The organism is Halodesulfovibrio marinisediminis DSM 17456 (assembly GCF_900129975.1).
GTDB lineage: Bacteria > Desulfobacterota > Desulfovibrionia > Desulfovibrionales > Desulfovibrionaceae > Halodesulfovibrio > Halodesulfovibrio marinisediminis.
Genome location: NZ_FSRG01000003.1, coordinates 904712 through 926847, shown reverse-complemented (window position 1 = coordinate 926847; position 22136 = coordinate 904712). Strand labels below are relative to the sequence as shown.

The 22136-nt window shown below is 46.2% G+C and carries 22 protein-coding genes; all 22 read left to right on the top strand.

Annotated features, from left to right (window positions below; translation table 11 throughout):
- The first annotated feature begins 16 nt into the window (after positions 1–16).
- The 22 genes from BUR09_RS04430 to BUR09_RS04325 all read left to right on the top strand — a co-directional run bounded on the left by BUR09_RS04430 (position 17) and on the right by BUR09_RS04325 (position 22136).
- The gene (locus BUR09_RS04430) at positions 17–1447 is read left to right on the top strand and encodes a sigma-54-dependent transcriptional regulator (protein WP_074215720.1); all 1431 of its coding nucleotides are present in this window, start codon (positions 17–19) and stop codon (positions 1445–1447) included.
- 352 nt (positions 1448–1799) lie between these two features.
- The gene (locus tag BUR09_RS04425; RefSeq protein ID WP_217694167.1) at positions 1800–2927 is read left to right on the top strand and encodes a NapC/NirT family cytochrome c; all 1128 of its coding nucleotides are present in this window, start codon (positions 1800–1802) and stop codon (positions 2925–2927) included.
- Positions 2928–2937: 10 nt separating this feature from the next.
- The gene (torD, locus tag BUR09_RS04420) at positions 2938–3639 is read left to right on the top strand and encodes a molecular chaperone TorD (RefSeq protein ID WP_074215718.1); all 702 of its coding nucleotides are present in this window, start codon (positions 2938–2940) and stop codon (positions 3637–3639) included.
- Positions 3636–6074, top strand: a complete 2439-nt coding sequence (torA, locus tag BUR09_RS04415) for a trimethylamine-N-oxide reductase TorA (protein ID WP_217694166.1) — start codon at positions 3636–3638, stop codon at positions 6072–6074. The genes torD and torA overlap by 4 nt, the downstream gene beginning before the upstream one ends.
- A 289-nt stretch (positions 6075–6363) precedes the next feature.
- Entirely contained in the window at positions 6364–7089 is a 726-nt protein-coding gene (gene fabG / locus BUR09_RS04410; protein ID WP_074215717.1) for a 3-oxoacyl-ACP reductase FabG, read from the top strand.
- A gap of 35 nt (positions 7090–7124) precedes the next feature.
- On the top strand, positions 7125–8336 hold the full coding sequence (locus BUR09_RS04405; protein WP_074215716.1) for a beta-ketoacyl-[acyl-carrier-protein] synthase family protein: 1212 nt from the start codon (positions 7125–7127) through the stop codon (positions 8334–8336).
- The gene (locus BUR09_RS04400) at positions 8336–9814 is read left to right on the top strand and encodes a phytoene desaturase family protein (RefSeq protein ID WP_074215715.1); all 1479 of its coding nucleotides are present in this window, start codon (positions 8336–8338) and stop codon (positions 9812–9814) included. Before BUR09_RS04405 ends, BUR09_RS04400 begins: the two co-directional genes overlap by 1 nt.
- Positions 9796–11025 carry a beta-ketoacyl-[acyl-carrier-protein] synthase family protein gene (locus BUR09_RS04395; RefSeq protein WP_074215714.1) on the top strand — a complete coding sequence of 410 codons (1230 nt, stop codon included), beginning with the start codon at positions 9796–9798 and terminating at the stop codon, positions 11023–11025. The genes BUR09_RS04400 and BUR09_RS04395 overlap by 19 nt, the downstream gene beginning before the upstream one ends.
- Positions 11022–11279 (top strand): acyl carrier protein, encoded by a 258-nt coding sequence (locus BUR09_RS04390; RefSeq protein WP_074215713.1) that lies wholly within the window; start codon positions 11022–11024, stop codon positions 11277–11279. Before BUR09_RS04395 ends, BUR09_RS04390 begins: the two co-directional genes overlap by 4 nt.
- Positions 11280–11432: 153 nt before the next feature.
- Positions 11433–12032 (top strand): lysophospholipid acyltransferase family protein, encoded by a 600-nt coding sequence (locus tag BUR09_RS04385; RefSeq protein WP_175565986.1) that lies wholly within the window; start codon positions 11433–11435, stop codon positions 12030–12032.
- Between the two features lie 38 nt (positions 12033–12070).
- Complete coding sequence (locus BUR09_RS04380; RefSeq protein WP_074215712.1) at positions 12071–12472, top strand: hypothetical protein; 402 nt, start codon at positions 12071–12073, stop codon at positions 12470–12472.
- A gap of 9 nt (positions 12473–12481) precedes the next feature.
- A complete protein-coding gene (locus tag BUR09_RS04375) occupies positions 12482–13561 on the top strand; it encodes a radical SAM/SPASM domain-containing protein (protein ID WP_074215711.1) in 1080 nt (359 codons plus the stop codon).
- Positions 13561–14001, top strand: coding sequence for an ApeP family dehydratase (locus BUR09_RS04370; RefSeq protein ID WP_074215710.1), 441 nt, complete (start codon positions 13561–13563; stop codon positions 13999–14001). The genes BUR09_RS04375 and BUR09_RS04370 overlap by 1 nt, the downstream gene beginning before the upstream one ends.
- Positions 13998–14615 carry a LolA family protein gene (locus tag BUR09_RS04365; RefSeq protein ID WP_084539324.1) on the top strand — a complete coding sequence of 206 codons (618 nt, stop codon included), beginning with the start codon at positions 13998–14000 and terminating at the stop codon, positions 14613–14615. Before BUR09_RS04370 ends, BUR09_RS04365 begins: the two co-directional genes overlap by 4 nt.
- Before the next feature lie 35 nt (positions 14616–14650).
- Complete coding sequence (locus BUR09_RS04360; RefSeq protein ID WP_175565985.1) at positions 14651–17044, top strand: MMPL family transporter; 2394 nt, start codon at positions 14651–14653, stop codon at positions 17042–17044.
- Positions 17041–17793: a hypothetical protein gene (locus tag BUR09_RS04355; protein ID WP_074215707.1), complete on the top strand. Its 753-nt coding sequence runs from the start codon at positions 17041–17043 to the stop codon at positions 17791–17793. The genes BUR09_RS04360 and BUR09_RS04355 overlap by 4 nt, the downstream gene beginning before the upstream one ends.
- Positions 17790–18179 (top strand): hotdog family protein, encoded by a 390-nt coding sequence (locus BUR09_RS04350; RefSeq protein WP_074215706.1) that lies wholly within the window; start codon positions 17790–17792, stop codon positions 18177–18179. Before BUR09_RS04355 ends, BUR09_RS04350 begins: the two co-directional genes overlap by 4 nt.
- Positions 18176–18631: an acyl-CoA thioesterase gene (locus BUR09_RS04345; RefSeq protein ID WP_074215705.1), complete on the top strand. Its 456-nt coding sequence runs from the start codon at positions 18176–18178 to the stop codon at positions 18629–18631. The genes BUR09_RS04350 and BUR09_RS04345 overlap by 4 nt, the downstream gene beginning before the upstream one ends.
- Before the next feature lie 2 nt (positions 18632–18633).
- Positions 18634–19797, top strand: coding sequence for a DUF2062 domain-containing protein (locus BUR09_RS04340; protein ID WP_074215704.1), 1164 nt, complete (start codon positions 18634–18636; stop codon positions 19795–19797).
- The gene (locus tag BUR09_RS04335; RefSeq protein ID WP_074215703.1) at positions 19790–20692 is read left to right on the top strand and encodes an LpxL/LpxP family acyltransferase; all 903 of its coding nucleotides are present in this window, start codon (positions 19790–19792) and stop codon (positions 20690–20692) included. Before BUR09_RS04340 ends, BUR09_RS04335 begins: the two co-directional genes overlap by 8 nt.
- Before the next feature lie 9 nt (positions 20693–20701).
- Positions 20702–20956 (top strand): phosphopantetheine-binding protein, encoded by a 255-nt coding sequence (locus BUR09_RS04330; RefSeq protein WP_074215702.1) that lies wholly within the window; start codon positions 20702–20704, stop codon positions 20954–20956.
- Between the two features lies 1 nt (position 20957).
- Positions 20958–22136: a beta-ketoacyl-[acyl-carrier-protein] synthase family protein gene (locus BUR09_RS04325; protein ID WP_074215701.1), complete on the top strand. Its 1179-nt coding sequence runs from the start codon at positions 20958–20960 to the stop codon at positions 22134–22136.

Sequence of the window (22136 nt, the reverse complement as noted above, 5' to 3'; positions counted from 1 at the left end):
CTTTTTGGGAAAACTTATGGCTCACGTTCTCATTGTTGATGACGATATACCTACATGCCAGTTTCTTTCTGAGTTGATTTTAACTATCGGGCATACAGCAGAAGTCGCACACTCTCTTACTGACGGTATTGAGAAGGGCTTGGCTGCAAACTTTGATGTAGTTTTTTTGGACGTAAAATTGCCCGATGGCAGCGGGCTGGACCTGCTTCCAAGGCTTAGAGATCTTTCTCTGCCTCCTGAAGTAGTTATTATGACTGGTCAGGGGGACCCAGGGGGGGTGGAGTTAGCGATTCGCAATGGTGCGTGGGACTATTTGCAAAAACCCCTTTCACCTAAAAAATTTTTGCTGCCCTTAAAGCGTGTACTTCAATATAGGGATAATCTTGCTGCTTCCGCCAACGGAGCAAAAGAGTTGAACAGGTCCGGAATAGTTGGAAGCAGTTTTGCCGTTAAATCTGCGTTACGGAAAATGCGCAAAGCAGCTCAAAGCGATGCTGCAGTTCTTCTGACGGGTGAAACAGGAACAGGAAAGGAACTTTTTGCAAGAGCTTTGCATGAAAACAGTTCACGAGCAAACTCATGTTTTATTACAGTTGATTGCGCTGCCATCCCAGATAATCTGATTGAAAGTACACTGTTCGGGCATGTTCGTGGAGCATTTACCGGAGCTGAGAAGGCAAGTAATGGACTGGTTCGAGAGGCTGATGGAGGAACACTATTTCTTGATGAAATTGGTGAATTACCACTTGAAAGTCAGCGAAAGTTTCTTCGGGTACTGCAAGAAAAATGTTTTCGTCCTGTAGGCGGTAAAGATGAGGTATACAGTAATTTTAGACTGGTTGCTGCCACCAACAGAAGTCTCGACTCCATGGTAGAAGATGGACGCTTTAGAAGAGATTTGCTTTACCGTTTGCAAACCATGACGTTATCATTGCCCCCCCTGCGTGAAAGAAAAGAGGATATTTCTGAGCTGGTTGACTTTTTCAATAAAAAGATCGCTGCAAGATACAACTGCAAGCCGAAAAGAGTTGCATCTGAGCTTGTAGATATGTTGTGCCTGTATGAATGGACTGGCAATGTGCGAGAGCTTTATAATTCAATAGAAAGTGCTTTTGTTGCGGCAATACAGGAACCGGATTTGTTTCCAAGACATTTGCCGGAACGTATTCGCATGGCGGTGCTTCAATCAAAATTTTCATCAATAGAACAAGTTGATGATTACCTCTCAGCATCAGCCGAGGATCGTAGCCTGAGATCTTCAGCTTCTATAAAGGAACCCCTTCCGTATAAGGAGTTCAAACAGGAAGCTTTAGCGGCATTAGAAAAACAGTATCTGCAAGATGTAATGCAATATGCTCACTGGGATATCAGAGCAGCTTGTCAGGTCACCGGTCTTGGCAGAAGTCGCCTTTATTCACTACTCAAGAAAAATGAAATTTCCCGTTAACTACGTATGACTATAGGAGGCGGGCGTTGTATTTATCTGTGGCTAACATTCAGGGGCATAATCCACTTGTTGGCTTGTTGAATACGCTCTAAAACGTAATATGTTCTAGTAATTTTTGTAAATAAGCTTATGCGTGTACACCTTCCTTAAGGTGTCCTTTTTTTAAAGACAGTGTCCACTTTTTGTGGAGTACTGTCTTTTTTTTATACATGGTTTGACCAGTTTTTTTGGACAACTTGAAGCTCGTCATCTTTAGTGACTGAAATAGTAAATAAAATTAACAGAAATAATTGGCATTGCGTTTGCTTAGCTTGCTTAGATTTCAAACAAAAAGAATCTGTTGGAGGATGTTTTGACCCATCTGTTTACAACTAAGCGAGCCTTGCTGGTTATTGGCTTGATTGTAGTTACTTGCATTTCCAGTGCAGGTGTTTTTGCCACCACAAATAAAGAGTCTGGTGGATTCTGTCTTTCATGTCATGAGATGAAGGAAAATGTATTTCCTGCGTACAGTAAAAGTAAGCATTACATGAGTGCCTCTGGTGTGCGTGCTGACTGTTCTTCATGTCATGTCCCTTCCGATTTTCTTCCAATGCTTCAACGCAAGATTGTGGCGTCCCGAGAGCTTGTTCAATCTTTTAAAGGAGTTCTTGATACACCTGAAAAGTTTGATGAAAACAGATTACGTCTTGCAAAGCGTGTGTGGGCTGAAATGGAAGCCAATGACTCAAGAGAGTGCCGAGAATGCCATGAGCAAAAGGCATTTAAATATGATTCATTTAAGAAGCAAGACGGTGCAAAACGAATGCAGAAAGGTCTTTCAGAAGGTCAAACCTGCATCAACTGTCACAAAGGCATTACTCACAAGCTTCCGGATATGTCTTCAGGATATAAGCTTGCTTTTGAAGAGCTAATAACTCTGGCTAAAGAGCAGGGGATTAGTGGAGATATCCAGTATCCTATTTTAATGATGCCAATTTATAAGGAGAAAGACGGTAAACCTGTCGGCAGGTTGCTTCCGGCAACACAGGTTAAGGTGTTGGAGCGTGCTGATGGTTGGCTGAATGTATTAATTGAAGGCTGGCAGCAGGATGGTGTTGATGCAATGATTTATGAAGAACAAGGAAAACGTATCTTCAGTGCCGCTCTTTCTAAAAAAATTAGATCTGATGTGAAGGTCCACGGCACCCAAGTTGATCCTGATACTGAGCAGACATGGCATCAGGTAAGTCTTACCTGTTGGATTAAATCTGAAAATGTCATCAACAGCCGTGAACCACTTTGGAGTTACGGTAGTGAAATGTTGAGCAGTGCTTGCAGCACATGTCACAACGCAACACCTGCTGCACATTTTAATGCCAACCAGTGGATAGGTAACTTGAAGGCAATGAAACATAATATTTCTTTGTCAAAGCAAGAGTACCGTTTCTTCCTTAAGTATCTTCAGATGCATGCTTCAGATATGAACGGCAGTCACTAGGAATTGTGTAATGAAAAAGTATGAACCAAAGCTTCTTCCTGAAGTGCGTTCTGCCCTATATTGCTGGTTTTCCAGCTTGTTAGGAAAAGAGCTTACAGCGGAACAGGTGTTTTCATATCAACAAGGCGAAGGACGGGACTGGTTGGCTTCGTTATCTCAAATTCCTGAGTTTGCTCCTTGGTCAAGTACTGTTGAAGCCCGTTTTAAGAAGGGAGATGCTTCAAGCATTTCGTTAGATATGTCCTGTGAATTTGCAAGGCTATTTTTAGGGGCAGGCGGCATGAGGTCTGTTCCACCGTATGAGTCTGTATTTACAAGCGGTTCTGCTTCTACACATCAGCAGGCAGAAACGGATGTAAGGTCAATTATGGCTGACTACGGATTAGGTGTCAGTTCTGACTTTACTGAGCCTTGCGATCACTTAGCTGTTCTTCTTGAATTTATGAGTGTGCTTTGTACAGAAGATCAGATGGTGGAAGAGCCTTTTGTTTCTCTTGCCCGTCAACAGCTGTTTATCAAAGAACACTTATTAAACTGGCTCCCTGAGTTCGCCAATATGTGTGTTCAGGTTGAGCCGGACGGTTTTTATTCGTTAGTCGTAAAGGGGCTAGTATCTTTTGTACAAGCAGATGCGAAAGATTTGCAGGTAGCTCTGTCTGTCCCGAAGAAAGATAATCTTATCACTATGTATCAGAGAGGAGAGAGAGTATGACAATGGCTGATACCCATAAAGGCATTTCTCGAAGAAGGTTTTTGGAACTTTCCGCTTTTACAGGATTTGCAACGTTGCTTGGGCCTTCTTTTCTTACTTCGGCATATGCCGCAGGCGGGCATGATAATGTTTTGACTGCTGCTCATTGGGGAGCATTTCGAGCCAAGGTCAAAGACGGCAAGTTTGTCGAAGCAGTACCGTTTTCCGGAGATAAGTTTCCGAACTCTTTAGTTACATCTTCACCAGAATATGTTTACTCGCCAAGTCGAATTAAATACCCGATGGTACGAAAGGGCTTTTTAGAGAAGGGAAAGGCAAGTGATACATCCGAGCGTGGCAAAGGAGAATTTGTTCGTGTTAGTTGGGAAAAAGCTCTTGAGTTAGTTTCGTCAGAATTACACAGAGTAAAAAAAGAACATGGTGTCTCTGCCATTTATGGTGGTAGCCCTGGGTGGCGTAACCTTGGAAAATTGCACAACTCTTCCGCAGCATTGCATAAATTGCTTAACCTGCATGGCGGATATACCAGTTGTGTCGGTGACTATAGTACCGGCGCATCTCAGATTGTAATGGGTTATGTGATGGGTAATATGGAGGTTTATAGCCAGCAAAGTACGTGGCCTACAGTAATAGAACATTCAGAGCAGATTATTATTTGGGGTTCGGATCCGCTTACTACCCTGAAAATGGGGTGGTCTGTTCCAGACCATGAAGGACAGGAATGGATAGAAAAACTAAAGCAGTCCGGAAAAAAAATTATCGTAATTGATCCTATTCGCAATGATACCTCCGAGTATTTGCATGCCGAGCATATCGCACCTCGGCCAAATACTGATGTGGCGATGATGCTGGGTATGGCATACACCCTGATCGAAGAAGATTTGGTTGATGTAGATTTTCTTGATGAATATACAGTAGGATACGATAAAGTATCCTCATATATTACAGGCGGTTCTGACTCGGTTGCGAAAACTCCTGAGTGGGCTTCTGATATTTGCGGTATACCTGCAAGCGTTATTCGTGAGCTGGCAAGAAGTGCAGCAAAACATCGTACCATGTTGATGAGCGGTTGGTCTATGCAGCGGGCAGATCATGGTGAGCAGGCTCATTGGATGCTTGTTACACTTGCTTCAATGCTCGGTCAGATCGGGTTGCCAGGTGGAGGCTTCGGTCTTGCTTATCATTACTCTGGAGCAGGTTCACCTACAGCTGATGCACCAGGGCTTCCTGGTTTTAGCGCAGGAAAAACACCGGAAGGCATGCCGCCAGCATTTCCGGTAGCCCGTATTACAGACGCATTGCTCGAACCGGGTAAGACGATCGACTTTAACGGTAAAAAGGTTACATATCCGGACATCAAGCTTATATATTGGGCTGGTGGAAACCCGTTCCATCATCAGCAGGATCGCAACAAGCTTATTAAGGCTTGGAGAAAACCAGAGACAATTATTGTTAACGAAATGTTCTGGACCTCTACAGCTCGTTTTGCAGACATTGTCTTACCGGCATGCACCAACTTTGAGCAAAATGACATTGAGCGTGGAGGCGATTACTCGGCAAAATACATAATGCCGATGAAGAAAGTGATTGATCCTCTTTATGAATCTAAATCAACATACGAAATCTTTTCGCTTCTTGCTAAACAGATGGGATATGGAGATGCCTTTACGGAAGGCAAAGGCGAGATGGACTGGGTTGCATCGTTTTATGATTCTGCACGAAAACAAGGTAAGAATAAAAAACTTGCAATGCCGGACTTCTCATCTTTTTGGGAAAAGAACGAAGAGCTGAAGTTTGAGGTAAAAAAAGAAGCTCAGAATTGGGTCCGCCATGCAGAGTATAGGGAAGAACCGTATATGGAGCCTTTAGGTACAGCATCCGGTAAAATTGAACTCTTTAGTCGTGATATTGAAAAAATGCAGTATGATGACTGTCCGCCGCATGCAAGTTGGATTGAGCCAGCAGAATGGCTTGGTTCGGAAAAAGCAAAACAGTACCCGTTGCACTTACTTAGTCCTCATCCCAAAAATCGTCTTCATTCACAAATGAATAACGTTAAGTCTCTACGTAAAAAGTACACTGTAAAAGATCGTGAACCTGTTTTAATGAGTGTTGAAGATGCAAAAGCACGTAACATTAAAGATGGTGATATTGTACGAGTATTTAATGACCGTGGACAAGTTTTAGCCGGTGCAAAAGTTTCCGATAGAATTAGAGCAGGTGTTATCAGATTACGTGAAGGCGGCTGGTATGATCCGCTTAATCCTGGTGAAGATGATTCCTTATGTAAGTATGGTCATGTGAATGTGCTGACTTTGGACAAGGGGTCTTCAAAACTTGCTCAGGCGACTGTTGCAAATACAGCTCTTGTGCAAATTGAAAAGTTCAAAGGAAAAATACCGGCTGTGACTGTTTTTGATTCTCCGCACAGGTAGCTGACATATTTACATTTAGCTTATAGGTAGCAGTGTATTCTATGCGCTCTTACCACAGGTAAGAGCGCTTTTTCTATAGTTGAAATATGTTGAGGATAAGCAATGCGACAAGGGAGGACCCAACTTTTTGGGCGCTTAAGTGTCACCTGTTGTTACTATTTGTCTTGAGTCCCGCCAATTCATTCTCGCTACATGACTGGTGACATATTTGTTATCGGATCATCTTGCCAACTCTGTTGTCTATCCTTTATAACGCGCCTGTCTAACACTTATAATCAAAAAGAGAACTATGACTTTTCCTATTGCGCTTATAACGGGTGCCAGCAAAGGTATCGGTGCAGCAACGGCTCTGGCCCTTGCTGAGTCCGGATACGATATCTGGTTAAATTATCGTGGTGATCATGCTGCTGCTGAACAAGTTAAGGCAGCTATCCTTGAGAAGGGGCGTAAATGTACGCTTTTGCCTTTTGATGTTGCCGATAAAGATGCTGTCAGGGCTGCGTTAGAGCCGTTACTAAAAGATGCTGTTCCGTATGTTCTGGTGAACAATGCTGGCTATACTAAAGATGGCCTGATGATGTGGATGGACGATGAAGACTGGACTGGTGTGCTGGATGTCCATTTGAGTGGTTTCTTCTATGTCACAAAATGTGTGTTGACCTATATGCTTCGCAAGCGTGAAGGCCGCATCATTAATATGGTTTCCACATCTGGTGAGACAGGTGTTGCCGGTCAGGTGAACTATTCCGCTGCAAAATCAGGTCTTATTGGGGCTACAAAATCTCTTGCGCGAGAAGTTGCCAAAAGAAATATTCTGGTAAATGCGGTTTCTCCCGGCTTTATCGAGACCGATATGACAGATGGTCTACCTAAAGAGAAGATCCTTCCAATGATTCCAGTTGGTCGCATGGGAACTGTTGAAGAAGTTGCAGGTGTGGTGCGCTTTTTATGTTCCCCTGATGCAGGATATATCACCGGTCAGGTTCTTTCTGTGAACGGCGGCGTTCACATGTAGTTTTAGCCCAATTTTTGGGCAGGGGGACATTCTCTATGTATAGAGTCGCTATTACTGGTGTCGGTATTGTCTCTTGTCTTGGTAACGACAGAGAGACGGTTGCGTCAGCGTTATATGAAGGGCGTTCCGGCATTGTATCAGATCCAGAGCGAATCGAACTAGGCTTTGCAAGCTCGCTTACCGGTGCCATCGATTTTTCTCCAAAAAAATATCTCACGCGCAAGCAACGTAAAACAATGCCAGATTTTGCTGTGCAGGCTTACGCTGCAGTGGCAGATGCGTTGGAACATGCCAGTCTTGCTCCTGAAGAGTTGCGGAATGACATGACCGGACTTGTGTTCGGCTGCGACTCAAGCGGCTTAACTGCTGTGGAGCAAGTTGATTTGCTTCGGGAGCGTGGTGAGACCTGTCTTATCGGCAGCGGGCATGTGTTCCGTGCGATGACTTCCACCGTGACACTGAACTTGAATTCCATTTTGGGGACGCAAGGTGCCTGCTGGACCATCAGTTCTGCGTGTGCCAGTGGCGGCAATGCCGTGGGGCAGGCTGCTGACCTTATTGCCCTCGGACGTCAGGAACGAGTTATTTGCGGGGCCGCGCAAGAGCTTAACTGGCAGTCTGTGTGCAGTTTTGATGGGCTTGGGGCTTTTGCCACAAATGATGATCCTACTAAGGCGTCTCGTCCTTTTGACTCTCAACGCAACGGGCTTGTTCCAAGCGGTGGTGCAGCCGCAATTGTTTTGGAACGGTACGATCTTGCGGTTGAGCGTGGCGCACATATTTTGGGCGAAGTCTGTGGGTATGGATTTTCTTCAGACGGCGAAGCTCTTTCTGTACCTAGCTCAACGGGATTATCTCGCGCTATGTCCATGGCGCTCCGCAATGCGGATGTACAACCATCAGACATCGACTATATCAACGCTCATGCGACTTCTACACCTCTGGGCGATGCTGCAGAGGGGCAGAATATTTTACGAGTGTTCGGCGATACAACACCGCCGGTAGCGTCGCTGAAGTCAATGACAGGACATGAACTCTGGATGACTGGTGCATCTCAGGTTGTTTATTCCGTGTTAATGGCTGAACGGGAATTTCTTGCTCCAAACATCAATTTTGGCGAGCCGGATGACGCGCTTAAAACGTTAAATGTTCTTCAACAGACCAAAGAAACTCGCGTTCATAATATATTATGTAATTCCGCTGGATTCGGCGGTACAAACGCCAGTCTTGTTTTGAGATTTTCCTGATGCAGTATGATGTGATCATAATCGGTGGCGGGTGTTCTGGGCTGACAGCTGCCATCACTCTTGCGAAATTGGGACAACGTGTTGCTGTTGTCGAGAAGGATAAGCGGCTTGCTCCCTTACTGCGTGGATTTAGCAGGCAAGGGGTACATTTTGATACAGGCGTTCACTATGTCGGTGGACTTGGCTCAGGCGGGGTGCTGGAGTCTTATTTTAGATTCTTAGGCATTGATGATGTTGAACGGAAGGAACTGAGACCTGCTTGCGCTAATATTTTCAAATTTCTGGACTCATCCCGCGAAATAGCTTTTCCGCATGGTGCTGATTCGTTTGTATCTATGCTTATGGAAGAATTCCCTGAAGAAGCGGACGGGATTGTCTCTTTTTGGGAACGTGTGGAAAAAACCGCAGCGCAGTCTCCTTTTCTGAACTTACAGCACTCACTTGATGAAGATGCACTGATCCCTGACTTGGACGTTCCAAGCGTGGCGGATGAAGCCCGTAGGGCGACAGCGAACCCGTATCTGCAAACGGCATTTTCCTTGCATGCGTTACTGTATGGTGTTTCGCCTGAGCAGGCGCGTTTCGACGCACATGCCTACACTCTCGCATCGTATGTGCATTCCGCACACTCATTTCCCGGTGGGGGCAAGGTTCTGGCTGATGCGCTTGAAAAGAGAGCACGTGAGCTAGGCTGTGATGTCTATTGCGGAAAGGGTGTTGAGCGTATTTTGGTGGATGACGGTAGTGTTGCCGGTGTGCAGTTTACCGATGGTAACACGATTCACAGCAGGCAGTGTGTCTATACCGGTCATCCGGCTTTGTTGCCAGACCTGTTACCGGAAGGTGCTGTACGTCCCCAATGGGCAAAGCGGCTGAAACGTTTGGAGGATACAGCTCAGGCAATGGTTCTATTTGCTATTGCTGATCATCCTGTGGAACTTCTTACGGACAGTAACGTATTTCTTTGCACTGCTCCTTGTGTAGAAAAATTTTTTGAAGCGGATGAAGGAGTTATTTATCTGGCAGGCGGTGAGCCTTTGCCGGATGGACGACAAGCCATAACAGTAGTAACGGCTGCTCCAACTGAAGCTTTCTCCGAATGGCAGGCGACGTCATATGGAAACAGACCAGATGCATATCACAAGGAAAAAGAACGTATTGGCAAGGCTATTTGGCAAAGGGTTCAAGATGGGTGTCCTGAATTAAGAGATGGTGTGAGCCTTGTTGATGTGGCAACTCCTTTGACAATGCAGCACTGGGTAGCGAGCCCTACAGGTAGTTTGTATGGTGTACGGCATTGCATTGATCAGATTTCCCCGATGCCTATGACAAAAGTTAAGGGACTTGGTTTGGCTGGTCAATCTGTTCTTCTTCCGGGAGTTCTTGGCGCAATGGTTTCTGCCTTTGTAACCTGCGGGTGCTTGGTCGGGATGAAAGAACTGCATAAGGAGTTACGGGCATGTATTCGAGAAGAGTAGTAATTACAGGCATGGGAGCCGTCTCTCCTTTTGGCGCCGGTGTCGAGAGTATGTGGGATGGGCTTGTGGCTGGTGACTCAGCTGTTGGTGAGTTGCCGTCTGGCACTGAAATTTCTGGGTTGAGTGTCCGTGCTGCTGGTATGGTTCCGCCTGTGAATGTTAAAGTAATTCCCCGTCAGTATCGTCGTTCGATGTCGCGCATGACGCAGTACGCTGTACTGGCTGCTCAGGAAGCTTTGACTCAGGCAAACATTTCTGACGCGGTTCTAGCTTCTGGAAGATTAGGAGTTTGTGTTGGCTCCACTATAGGAAGTGCGGATGCTTTAGAAGAGTTTTTTACTGAGTATGTAAAAGAAAATAGTCTGGAAGCTATTCGTTCTACAACATTTTTTAAAGTGATGGGGCATACTGTAGCTGCCAACCTCGCCCAAGTGCTAGGTGTTACTGGACGTGTAGAAGCTCCTTCTGCAGCTTGTGCTTCCGGATGTCAGGCAATCGGACTTGCCTATGAGAGCATTGCATATGGCAGGCAGGATGTCATGCTGTGTGGTGGAGCTGATGAGTTTAGTCCGCTTACTGCTGCTACTTTTGGTCTGATGAATGCTGCTTCATCCAGTGACGTAACCTCTCCAGAAGCATCATCTCGCCCGTTTGATAGTAGTCGTGATGGAATTGTTTGTGCTGAGGGAGCAGGTTTGCTTATTGTTGAAAGCCTGGAACATGCGCAAGCCCGTGGTGCGAATATTCTTGCCGAGATTGTAGGCTTTGCCTGCAATAGCTCTCCAAGCAGCATAGCTAATCCAGACGCTAACTCCATTAAAACATGTATTGAACTTGCGTTGAAAGACGCTTCTGTATCACCTGCAGACGTTGATTATATCAGTGCTCACGCTACGGGCACCGAGCAGGGGGATATTGCAGAAGCGACTGCCATAGCTGAGATATTTACCTCTATGCCGATGATTAGCAGTTTAAAAGGGCATATGGGCCATACAATGGCAGCCAGTGGGGCACTTGAAAGCATTGCATCTGTGTTGATGATAACCAATGACATCATTGTTCCTACCCGTAACCTCACTGAGGTTGATCCACGGTGCGGAGCCGTGAATTTGCCTGTTGTAAATCATAATCAGGCGGTTAGCACCGTCGTTAAAAACAGTTTTGCCCTCGGGGGCATTAATTCTGTACTAGTTATAAGGAATGCTACATGACCGAGAAGGAAGTAATTGAGATTGCGAATGCCGCACTTGCGGAAGAGTTTGAACTTGAAATGGAACAGATGGTTCCTGAAGCTCGTTTTAACGATGATCTGGGCTTAGACAGTCTTGATGCTGTTGATATGGTTGTTGTTTTGGAGCAGGAGTTTGGATTTAAGTTACGTGATAATCAGGCACTGAGAGAAATTCGCACTCTTGATGATTTACATAAATATATTTTGCGAAAGAAAAGCGAGCTTGAAGGGTAGCTTGGTTTTGGTATGCGTTTGTCTCTTCTGCTTATGAACTTGATTCAGTATCCGTTGTTAATAGGGTGGACTGTTTTTTGTGTGCTTCTGGCTTTTCCCCTGTTTCATCTATGGAGATTGGTAACAGGATGGGAGCTGGATAGGGTTGCGCGTATGTTTATCTGGTTTTACGGCAGAGTCTGGATGGAGTTCTTGAGACCTTTTGGACGGGTTCGTAAAGAAGGCTTGCAAAAGGAACGTGTACCGACACCTTGTGTTTTTGTGGCTAATCATTTGTCATTTTTTGATGTGTATTGCATGGGGACACTGCCTGTAACAAACTTTTCTATTGTTGTTCGCGCATGGCCGTTTAAGATGTGGTTTTATGCTCCTTTTATGCGGGCAGCCAAGTATTTGAACAGCGAGCAGCTTGATCAGGATGAGTTTATGGCACAATGCCGTGATGTCATCGACAGGGGAGGGAGTATTCTCTTTTTCCCTGAAGGGCATAGAAGCCGCGACGGAGAACTGGGCAGGTTTTATTCAGGGGCCTTTAAGGTGGCTCTAGACAATGATGTTCCTATTGTTCCGCTTGCTATATCCGGTACGGATAAACTGTTGCCCAGAGGGCAATGGGCAATGCGGCCGGCAGAGATCGTGGTTGAAGGGTTGGAACCGGTCTATCCTCGTCAGTTTATGCATGAAGATGTGCCCCATCTTGCGATGCGAAAATATGTTAAGCAGGCCATAGCTGCTGCCCGTAAACGACGGTAGCTATTTTTTATGAATCTTGTGTTACCCAAGAGGTTGTTATGAAACGCGTTTTCTCTTTTCTTGTTGTTATGATGTTCGTTGTTGCTTCTGTTGGTTGTTCGAAGACTATGATGAGCTACCATGATCAGTCTTTTCAGGCACCTGAAGGGTCGCTTACCCTGAAGCAGGTAGAAAAAGCAATTGTGACTGCCGGTGCAAAGCGTGGTTGGGTAATGAAAAAGAAACGTAATGGGCTTATGATTGGTACGTTGAATGTACGTAATCATATGGTTCAGGTTAATGTTAAATATAACACTGAAGCTTTTTCTATTACGTACCTCAACAGTGTGAATATGAATTATAACGCACAGCGTAAGACTATTCATCGTAGTTATAACACTTGGATCATAAATCTGCGAAATGATATTCAGGCAACAATTCCGTTGGCTGTTATGGAGTAAATCTTGAGTATGCCAGACCGCCCTTGGGGATCTAATTTTAGCCAAGAAGACATAGATGCTGCCAGAAAAGAGAATCGCATCCTTTCTCTTGAGCTCGAGCTTAGTCGCGAATGCGACTTGAACTGCATTTACTGTTACGCTGAGTCCGGTTCTGCCAGAGAGGATGAACTTTCACTGGATGAAATTTATTCTGTGCTGGATGAAGCCGCAGACCTTGGCGTGCGTCGTGTGATTGTGCTCGGGGGAGGTGAACCTCTTGTATATCCTCATACGCTGGACATTATGAGGTCAATTGCTGCTAAAGGTATAGGAATCGATCTTTTTACCAACGGTACGCACGTTACTGCTGATATGGCACGTGAGTTCCTTTCGTTGGGGGTTGCTCCTGTTGTAAAGATGAACAGCATGCGTCCCGATGTTCAGGAGAGGTTAGCCGGTAAAAAAGGATCTTATGTCGATATTCGACGCGGTCTGGATTTATTGATGGAAGCTGGATACCCCACTTCGGAAATTCCTTTGGGGGTCCAGTCTATCATTTGCAAGCAGAACATTGATGAACTGCCGGATATGTGGGTCTGGCTTCGTGATCGGAATATTATTCCTTATTTCGAGATGATTACCTTGCAAGGTCGGGCACAGAAGCATCCAGAGCTTGCTGTTACCATTCCGGAAACCCAAGCATTATTTGAAGAGCTGGCCCGCATTGATCGGGAACGATATGACCTGCACTGGGAGCCGCATCCATCCGTTGTTGGATTGTGCTGTAACAGGCATGCATATTCCTGCACGGTAACGGTTTCCGGCGATATTATTCCGTGTCCTGGTGTTGATATCTCTGTTGGTAATATTCGGACGCAGCCGCTTGCGGATATTCTGAGTCAAAGCCGAGTGTTGCATGAATTACGTAACGTTCGGGAACACATCAAAGGTGAATGTCGTGAGTGCGACCTTGCTCATGAATGTTACGGCTGTCGAGGGATGGCGTATCAGGCAACAGGGGACTATTTAGCTTCGGACCCGCTGTGCTGGAGGCCTGCCCAGAAAGATACTGATAAGGGAAAGACAGATTCTGAAAAGGAGGCTAAGTAGTGTCCTCTTTGCCATTAGATGTTGCAGGTATTTTACCACATAAGCCGCCTATGCGCCTTGTAGACCGTCTCGTGCATGTTGAAGATGAGCAGGCGGTAGTTACCGCTCGGCTTGACGAAGACTGTATTCTTGTCGGCAGAAACGCTGAACTTGATAGTGTTGTATATGCCGAGCTGGTGGCGCAGGCATACGCTGCTTTTAAGGGATATCAATTAGCGCAGGCTAACGAGGATATTAAAGAAGGATATCTCGTTGGTATTCGCAAAATGAAGGTGTTTAGTAAAGCAGTTGCCGGTGATTCTTTGACTGTGACAGTTACAACTGTAGGATTGCTACAGGGATTTGCCGTGGTGGATGGCACCGTTACCCATGGTGAAAGGCTGATTGCAGAAGTGCGTCTAAAACTTTACGTGCCGGAAGAAGGCGGTCCGGAAGTATGATGCGTGTAATTCTGTTGTGTCTTTGCTTGTTGTTCTCCTGCGGAGCGTATGCGTATGCAGGTACAGAAGAGGTTTTGGATAAGCTTAAGACGACAATGGGGAATGTACAGAGCTTGAAATGTCGCTTTGTGCAGCACAAGACACTGGCTATGTTTGATGACACTCTAGAGTCGCAAGGGGTGTTGTTGTTTCAAAGCCCTGACCGCTTAAGATGGGAATATATTTCACCCGTCAAAGCGGGGTTTGTTGTTGCAGGAAAACAGGGACGACGCTGGAATACGCTTGCCGGAACGGATGAACCGTTTCGTGTGGCGGATGATGTTGAAATGCGTATTCTGACAGAACAGGTGCTAAAATGGACATGTTTTGATCTTGATGCGCTTCGCGAACAATATGAGTTTGCTGTAGCAAGTAAAAAACCGCTCAAACTAGTTCTGACTCCGAAGAGTACAGTTGTACGCCGTTTGTTGAGAGAGTTACGGGTTACCTTATCTCCTGCAATGAGTGATGTTGCCAAGCTTGAGTTTATCGAAGCTGATGGCGATGTAACAACATATACTTTTTTTGATACGATAATTAATTCCGATATTGACGCCTCTTTACTGACTCCATGATTGGGCATGGAAGTCTGGAACGCTTTGCATACATTATGAATCAGATCCATTATTTCGCAGCGTGGTACCATGCTCTTGTACCACATAGAAGAAAGCTGCTTATTTTTGCCGTATTGGTGCTTGTCTGCTGTGGCGTAATGTTAAGTCGCATGCAGGTGCGTGAAGATATCGGTATGATTTTGCCCAACAACGATCCGGAATTATCGTACAGTCTCAAGCTTATGGAGTTGGCTCCATTTTCCAGAATGGTTTTTATTCAACTTGAGGCTGGCGAGAATACCTCTCCACAGACTTTGTTTGCAGCAGCAAAAAGGCTCCGGTCTGCATTACCAGATAATCTGACCCCTTGTTTACCGGACAATGTATTGCCGGACCCGAAAGCATTTGTTCGAATTCTTCCCTCTTTGGCTGATCAGGCTGTTATAGACTCGCTAGAAAAGCAGCTTGCTGAGCATGAGCTTGATACGGTGATGCGGGATAACTATCTGAATTTGTTTAATGCTTCCAGTTTTGTCTCCAAGAAATTTATCCAATACGATCCATTTCATCTTCTGTCGCCTTTATACGAGTTGCTGCGCTCTTTTCGAGTTGCAAAAGATGTGACTGTGCAGCAGGGCGTGTTATCGAAGGACGGCGGGCGGAAACTTTTGTTGTTGGTGAAAAGTTCTGTAGCTCCCACCGACTCTGGCAATGCTGAATTAATGCTTGCCGGAATTTCGAAAGTGCTGCGGGATACGGTGACTGGAGATATTAGCACAACCGTATTTAGCGGACATCAGTTTGCTGTGGAAAATGCTCGCACGATTAAGCAGGACTTGCGTGTGGTGCTTACGGTATCGCTCGTCGGTTTACTGGCAATATTTTTTGTGTTCATCCGCTCTCGGGATATTTTGTGGGTGGCTGCTGTACCTGGCGTTGTGTTACTTGTTGCATCTTCTGTTTTGGCTGTTACCCAGTCGGTTGTTTCTTCTATCACCTTAGGTTTCGGTGCAGTACTGCTTGGAATTTCTGTTGATTTTGCCCTGCATGTCTATTTTGCCTTTCGGTACAGTTCCAGTACTCCTGCTGAAACACTTGCTGCAGTCGCCCGTCCGGTACTGTTCGGTGGCATAACGTCTCTGGCTGCCTTTGGTGCATTGGCTTTCTCCGCTATGCCGGGCATTCAGCAATTGGCGTATTTCGGCATAGTCGGTCTGTGCTGTGGATTAGTACTGGCGTTAGTTCTTCTTCCTCATTGCCTAGTGCCAAGTTCTGGTATTGAAACAGGTTGTAGACGAGTTCCGAATCAGTTCGGCAGTTCTATCTCTTATGATGGTGAACGTGAGTGGAATGTTCCTCTTTGTATCGTTACCTGCGGTGTGCTCGCCGGTGCCTTGTTTTACGGGGGACATGTGCAGATGGACAACGAGCTACGCTCGCTCAGTGTTTTTCCAAAAACTTTGTTGCAGGCAGAGGATACTATTCGGCAGGAGTGGGGTGGGAAAAATGAATCCGCAATTTTTTTTGCAGAAGGAACAACACAGGAAGAGGCTCTTAAAAGAGGCGAAGAGCTCAGCGCGTATTTACGTAAACACGGCGTAGTGAAGCATGCATATTCTTTGTCGACCGTATTGCCCGCTGAAGACAAAAGGGCTGCCAACCGTAGCCGGTGGAATACTTTTGCCGCCAGTCAGTTATCGGCTATGGAGCAGGCAGTGTTACATGCGCAATCTACATACGGATTTTCTCCTCATGCCTTTGATCCTTTTTTTCAATGGATGACCACTACTCCAGCTGATATTGGACTGGCAGATTTGAACGCAGCAGGTATCGGCGGTATTTCGTCGCTTTTGTATGCCGAAAAGGACGGCAGGCAGTATGTACAGACTCTTGTGCCAGATCTGCCGGAAATTCGTGATCTCGCTCGTTCTTCTGAATTGCCTGAGGGGATATATTTTTATTCGGCAAGAAATCTTGGGGAACAACTCGGTAAAGCAATTGAGCAGGACTTCCGACTGTTCGTCGGATTGGCTTTTGCTTCCATGGCGGTGCTGATGTTGTTGTTCTTCCGTCACATAGGGCTGACTCTGCTTGCAATACTCCCGTTATGTACTGGTCTGACATTTTTATTATGCGTAATGAGAGTCACAGGAACCTCATTCAACTTATTCAGTATTGCAGCGTTGCCACTAATTATCGGCCTTGCTGCTGATTATGGAATTTTTGTTGTGAATGCCTGTAAAGAAGGTGTTGAGCATGGAACGCTCCGTGCAGTACTGGTTTCCGGTTTAACAACGGTTTCTGGATTCGGTGCACTTGTTTTTGCAGAGCATCCTGCAATGTATTCGCTGGGTATAACCGTGCTTCTCGGTGTTGGAGCAGCTATTCCGGCTGCGTTATTTCTTGTCCCTATGCTGTATCGGTCTAAAAGCTGTCGGAGTGTGCGATGATTCGTTTATTAGTACTCTTTTGTTGCTTGCTGACGGGGTGCTCCGCAGGCAGTATCGATCCGCATCCGATGCCTCCTGATGGTGACGTTGCTATTGAAGCCGTAACCCATTGGAGTCAAAGCAAGGCGATGTATCGAATAAGACTGTCCGGAGATGTGTCGACCAACGGCAAGAGTTTTACCTTCCAAGGCCTTATGCATTTAAACGGTGTAACTCGGATTGCCCGACTTGTTACATTTTCCGAATTAGGGACCAAGCTTTTTGATGTATCTGTGATGCCGGAGGGGGAACAGCTTCATTCGACGCTACCCGGTATCGGATTATCACAGGTGCGCAAACTGGTGGTGAGAAGCGTTCGCCGGATGTTGGTAAACTATATGCCTTTAGAAAGCGATTCTGCTCGTTCTGATGGGCAAAGAAAAATTTTGCAGCGGTGCGAAGGACAAATTTGTCTGACAAATACTTTTATGCCACAGCCGCTTGGTAACATTACCGTTGGTCATCCCCAAGTGGAGGATCAGCAGCTCGGACAAGCTGTTGGGGGCAATGGGGTAGCTAAAGTCGTGCGCGGTGAAACAGCCGTGTATAACGAGTCTTCACTGTTGTGGAAAGCAACGTACAGTAATCATACATCTGTCGGTTCTCAATGGATGCCGACAATGCTTGTATATTTAGAGCCAGAGAATAACGAGATAAATGCACGTGTTAAATTTGTCGTTGTGTCTGTTGCCGAGGGAGAGAAGAAATGAACAGGGTGCGTAAAGAACTTATCAATGCAATGACCTCGGTGCAGCAGGGGGAAACAGGGCAGTGGGTATCTCACTTTCGGCTGCCTGTATCGTTTGTAGGATTTGAAGGCCATTTTCCCGAACGTCCTATTTTGCCTGGCATAGTTCAGATGTTGATGGGCGTGGTTACTGCTGAACGCATTTGTGGAAACAGCTTGGAAATTTCTGCCATTAGCAATGCAAAGTTCGTTCAGCCTGTATCGCCGGATATGGACGTGGCTGTGTCTTGTACTCCTGCTAATAAGGAGTGTTCTTCTGTAAATGTTCGTTTGACAACAGAAAATGGTGTTGCCTCCTCCTTTACATTGCAGCTCGCCCGTGTAGCAGGCAGTACGGAGGGTGTGTGATTAAGCCGTATTTCCGTTCCTCTGATGGACCAAAGCCGCTTTCCTGTAAGGTTGAAAGGCGGATTCGATTTGAAGAAGTAGATCCTTTGGGCATTGTCTGGCACGGCCGATATCCCAGTTATTTTGAAGACGCCCGAGTTGCTCTGGGTGACTCTTTGGGCATTGGCTATATGGATTTTTACAAGCAGGGGATTGTAACGCCTATCAAGCAGATGCATGTCGATTACATTAAGCCCCTTGAGTATGGTGACACTTGCTCCGTTGAGGCATTGCTTCATTGGAGTGAAGCCGCCAAGCTGTCGTATGAATTTTATATTCGCAATGAACAGGATGAAGTTGTTACGCGCGGTTACTCCGTGTTGTTGATGGTGACGCTTGAAAGAGAGCTTCTTGTGACACCACCTGACTTCTATCAGGGTTTTCTTTCCCGTTGGTCAAGCGGGGCGTTGTAGCAATGCGTGATGATATTTTAGTCGTTATTCCTGTATATAACCACGGTGCAACGTTGCGCAGTGTGGCAAGCGGTGTTCTTGAGCAGCATCCGCATCTTCTTGTTGTTGACGACGGCAGCACTGATGGGGGTGCGGAAACTCTGTCCGGTTTACCTTGTCATGTGGTTAAACATGAGAAGAACATGGGCAAGGGAGCAGCTATCTTGACTGCTGCAAAGAAAGCAGCGGCTCTTGGGAAGACACACATTGTTACTATTGATGCAGATGGACAGCATTTTCCGGAAGATCTTGAAGTTTTTTTTGCTGCTCTGGAAGAAGATCAGAATGCGCTTTACGTAGGAGCACGAGATTTCTCTGTGCCGAATGTGCCTGGTTCATCAAAATTTGGCCGTCAATTTTCACGGTTCTGGTTGCGAGTCCAGACGGGATGGGATGTTAGCGATCCGCAAAGCGGATTCAGGGCGTACCCCGTTGCTCTGCTGAATAATCTAAAGTTGAGTGAAACTCGGTATGCGTTTGAAATTGAAGTGCTTGCCAAGGCCGCATGGGCTGGTATTCCACTGAAAACGGTGCCGATATCTGTATATTATCCAAAGTCGGAAGAGCGCGTATCTCACTTTCATAAGCTTAAAGATAATGTGACCATCAGTCTGCTTAACACGCGACTGACAATGCGCTCTATGCTTCCTTTACCGCACGGTAAGTTTTCCTCTTCGCTGGAAGAAGGTATTACCGTAACCCATCCTATTCGTTCGTTGCGTATGCTGCTTGAAGACGAGGCTACTCCGCATGAGTTGGCTCTTTCTGGCGCGCTGGGCGCGGTTTTAGGGACGCTTCCTCTTATCGGGTTGCATTCTATCGGTATTTTATTACTGGCGGGGTGGTTGCGATTAAACAAAATATGCGGGCTGGCCGTCAGTCAGTTATGTATTCCACCTTTTGTGCCTGCCATTTGTATTGAGGTCGGACACTATGTTTGCCATGGACGATGGCTTACTGAAATATCAATGGAAACGCTTGGCTATCAGGCGTTGGACCGTTTGTGGGAATGGGTAATCGGGTCTTTGATTGTGGCACCCGTGGCCGCTGTTTTGGTCGGTGGAATCATTTGGTTGTTGTCTTACCTTATCCAAAGTGGTTTGCAGGCTAGAGGTCAGCATGACTAGCATGACAGCATCTAAATGGAGCAGCAAGAGCCTTGGCGGCCAGTTGCGGCATCAGTTTTTTTATTTTTTGGTACGTATTGGTGGAATTATTCCGCCGTACATTGTTCTTGTATTTGTAGCCGCTTGGTACAGCTTACTTCCTTCGGTACGCCGACGTTCGCAGCCTTACTTAACTCGCCGATTTGCCTCTTGCGGTTGGTTGTCGCGACTCTGGAAAGGGTTCCGACTCAATCTTTCTTTCGGCATGGTTTTGTTGGATCGCATTATTTATCGAGTGCTTGGACGCGGTGCTGTTTTAGCTCAGGAAGAGGATAATGAGCGTATTCGTTCTTTGCTTGCAGAAGGTAATGGACTCATTGTTCTTTCTGCCCATGTTGGATGCTGGCAGACAGGCATGGCCGGTCTTGCGTGTGGCGGAGTACCCATTAATGTTGTGCTGTTGCAAGAACAGGGAAATGTTGATCTGCACTTTTTTCAACAAGGCATTCGTGGGCCTTCAGTAAACATTATCGATCCATCAGGGCCTTTTGGTGGAATGATTGAAATGTTGAAGGCCTTGAAGCGTAACGAGATTGTGTGCGTTATGGGGGATCGGTATTTACCGGGTGACAAAAATCTCGTTGATGTAAAATACTTCGGGGAACAGGTTAAGCTGCCGATGTTTCCTATTTCTGTTGCGGCTGCTGCGGGTGCGCCGGTAGCTGTAATGGCGACGCTTCGCGAGGGCGCGTGTGTTGCCCGTGCACATGTGCTGGATGTGTTTTCTGTGCCTGCTAATGTTGGCAAGAGAACAGAATTGTGCCGTCCGTATGTTCAACGTTTTGCAACGTCTCTTGAGCGGCTCGCGTGGATGCAACCATACCAAATTTTTAATTTTTTTGACATGTGGAATTAAGGAGAAAATATGTCTGTTTACGACAAGTTGCTTACAGCAATTCTTGATGAGTTATATATTGAAGATATTTCGGCTGAAACAGTTAAAGGTGATGAGCCTCTTTTTGGTGACGATGGACTTGGTCTGGATTCCCTTGATGCAGTAGAACTTGTAGTCTTGGTAGAAAAGCATTTTGGTGTAGTGATCGAAAATATTGAAGAAGACCGAGTCGCCTTCTCCTCTCTCAACGCTTTAGCTGCATTTATCGAAGAGCGTCAGGCGTAGTATGAAATGCCGTACCAGTGTCACCGGAATGGGGATTTTATGTGCTGCAGGGCAAGGGGTGTCAGCTGTTATGGACACTCTATACTCTGGAGCCCGTCTTGCTGCGCCACCTAAACGAATTAGTTGTGAACTGGATGTAGTGTATCCTGTTTTTGAGGTGCAGAATTTTTCACCAGCGGCATGTTCAGAAGATTCTCTTTCTGTTCGTATGCTGATGCAGGTTGTTCAGGAGGCGTTGGTTCAGGCTCAACTTACACCACAAGATCTTGTAAACAAGCGTGTTGGTGTTTGTATAGGTACAACTACCGGTGCTTCGCTTAATTTTGCCGATGACTATTTTGCGCATAAGAAGCATGGGTGGAAGTCCGTGAGTCAGGTTTCCTCATGGTTGCATTCTAATCCAGCGCTCGCTGTTTCGAAGTACTTGGGACTTTCCGGGCCTTGCCAAACAGTTGTGAATGCCTGTTCATCTGGTACTGATGCTATTGGGTTGGGCATGTCGTGGTTAGAAAATGATGTCTGCGATATTGTTCTGGCCGGAGGCGTGGATGAACTCAGTCTTGTTTCTTACAATGGATTCATTCGTCTCGGGGTATACGATTCAGAACCGTGTAAGCCTTTTGATGCTGGACGCAAGGGGCTGAATCTTGGAGAAGGCGCTGCGATGCTGGTGCTTGAAAAACGGAAAGATGCTGAAGCGCGTGGGATTGCTTTGCAGGCTGAATGCGCGGGGTATGGAACCTCTGCAGATGCATATCATTTGACCGCTCCCGCACCCGAGGGGGATGGGGTGAAGCGTGCCATTGAAAGTGCGCTGGAGCAGGCGGGAATTACCCGTGACGATGTGGATTTTATTAATGTTCATGGCACTGCAACTCCAGATAATGACAGGGTAGAGTCTCGCGTATTGACCGACATGTTCCCTGATACGCTTGTGTCAGCCACAAAAGGATTTACCGGCCATACACTTGGTGCTGCCGGAGCGATTGAAGCTGTATTTGTTATTCAGGCGTTGCTTGATCAGAAGTTGCCTGCAAGCGTTGGCTTTGATGAACCGGAAGATGGTTTTGCTGTGTGCCCGGTAAGTAGTGAGACTTCCATCGTTGCTCGTTATGGCCTTTCTGAATCATTAGCATTTGGTGGGAATAACTCTGTGCTGATCTTTTCGAAGGAGTTGTAA

Bases quoted from the DNA above. Each gene is read 5' to 3' on its own strand.
- BUR09_RS04430 (WP_074215720.1), top strand. From the start codon at position 17: ATGGCTCACGTTCTCATTGTTGATGACGATATACCTACATGCCAGTTT.
- torD (WP_074215718.1), top strand. From the start codon at position 2,938: ATGAAAAAGTATGAACCAAAGCTTCTTCCTGAAGTGCGTTCTGCCCTA.
- torA (WP_217694166.1), top strand. From the start codon at position 3,636: ATGACAATGGCTGATACCCATAAAGGCATTTCTCGAAGAAGGTTTTTG.
- fabG (WP_074215717.1), top strand. From the start codon at position 6,364: ATGACTTTTCCTATTGCGCTTATAACGGGTGCCAGCAAAGGTATCGGT.
- BUR09_RS04405 (WP_074215716.1), top strand. From the start codon at position 7,125: ATGTATAGAGTCGCTATTACTGGTGTCGGTATTGTCTCTTGTCTTGGT.
- BUR09_RS04400 (WP_074215715.1), top strand. From the start codon at position 8,336: ATGCAGTATGATGTGATCATAATCGGTGGCGGGTGTTCTGGGCTGACA.
- BUR09_RS04395 (WP_074215714.1), top strand. From the start codon at position 9,796: ATGTATTCGAGAAGAGTAGTAATTACAGGCATGGGAGCCGTCTCTCCT.
- BUR09_RS04390 (WP_074215713.1), top strand. From the start codon at position 11,022: ATGACCGAGAAGGAAGTAATTGAGATTGCGAATGCCGCACTTGCGGAA.
- BUR09_RS04385 (WP_175565986.1), top strand. From the start codon at position 11,433: ATGTTTATCTGGTTTTACGGCAGAGTCTGGATGGAGTTCTTGAGACCT.
- BUR09_RS04380 (WP_074215712.1), top strand. From the start codon at position 12,071: ATGAAACGCGTTTTCTCTTTTCTTGTTGTTATGATGTTCGTTGTTGCT.
- BUR09_RS04375 (WP_074215711.1), top strand. From the start codon at position 12,482: ATGCCAGACCGCCCTTGGGGATCTAATTTTAGCCAAGAAGACATAGAT.
- BUR09_RS04365 (WP_084539324.1), top strand. From the start codon at position 13,998: ATGATGCGTGTAATTCTGTTGTGTCTTTGCTTGTTGTTCTCCTGCGGA.
- BUR09_RS04360 (WP_175565985.1), top strand. From the start codon at position 14,651: ATGAATCAGATCCATTATTTCGCAGCGTGGTACCATGCTCTTGTACCA.
- BUR09_RS04355 (WP_074215707.1), top strand. From the start codon at position 17,041: ATGATTCGTTTATTAGTACTCTTTTGTTGCTTGCTGACGGGGTGCTCC.
- BUR09_RS04350 (WP_074215706.1), top strand. From the start codon at position 17,790: ATGAACAGGGTGCGTAAAGAACTTATCAATGCAATGACCTCGGTGCAG.
- BUR09_RS04340 (WP_074215704.1), top strand. From the start codon at position 18,634: ATGCGTGATGATATTTTAGTCGTTATTCCTGTATATAACCACGGTGCA.
- BUR09_RS04335 (WP_074215703.1), top strand. From the start codon at position 19,790: ATGACTAGCATGACAGCATCTAAATGGAGCAGCAAGAGCCTTGGCGGC.
- BUR09_RS04330 (WP_074215702.1), top strand. From the start codon at position 20,702: ATGTCTGTTTACGACAAGTTGCTTACAGCAATTCTTGATGAGTTATAT.
- BUR09_RS04325 (WP_074215701.1), top strand. From the start codon at position 20,958: ATGAAATGCCGTACCAGTGTCACCGGAATGGGGATTTTATGTGCTGCA.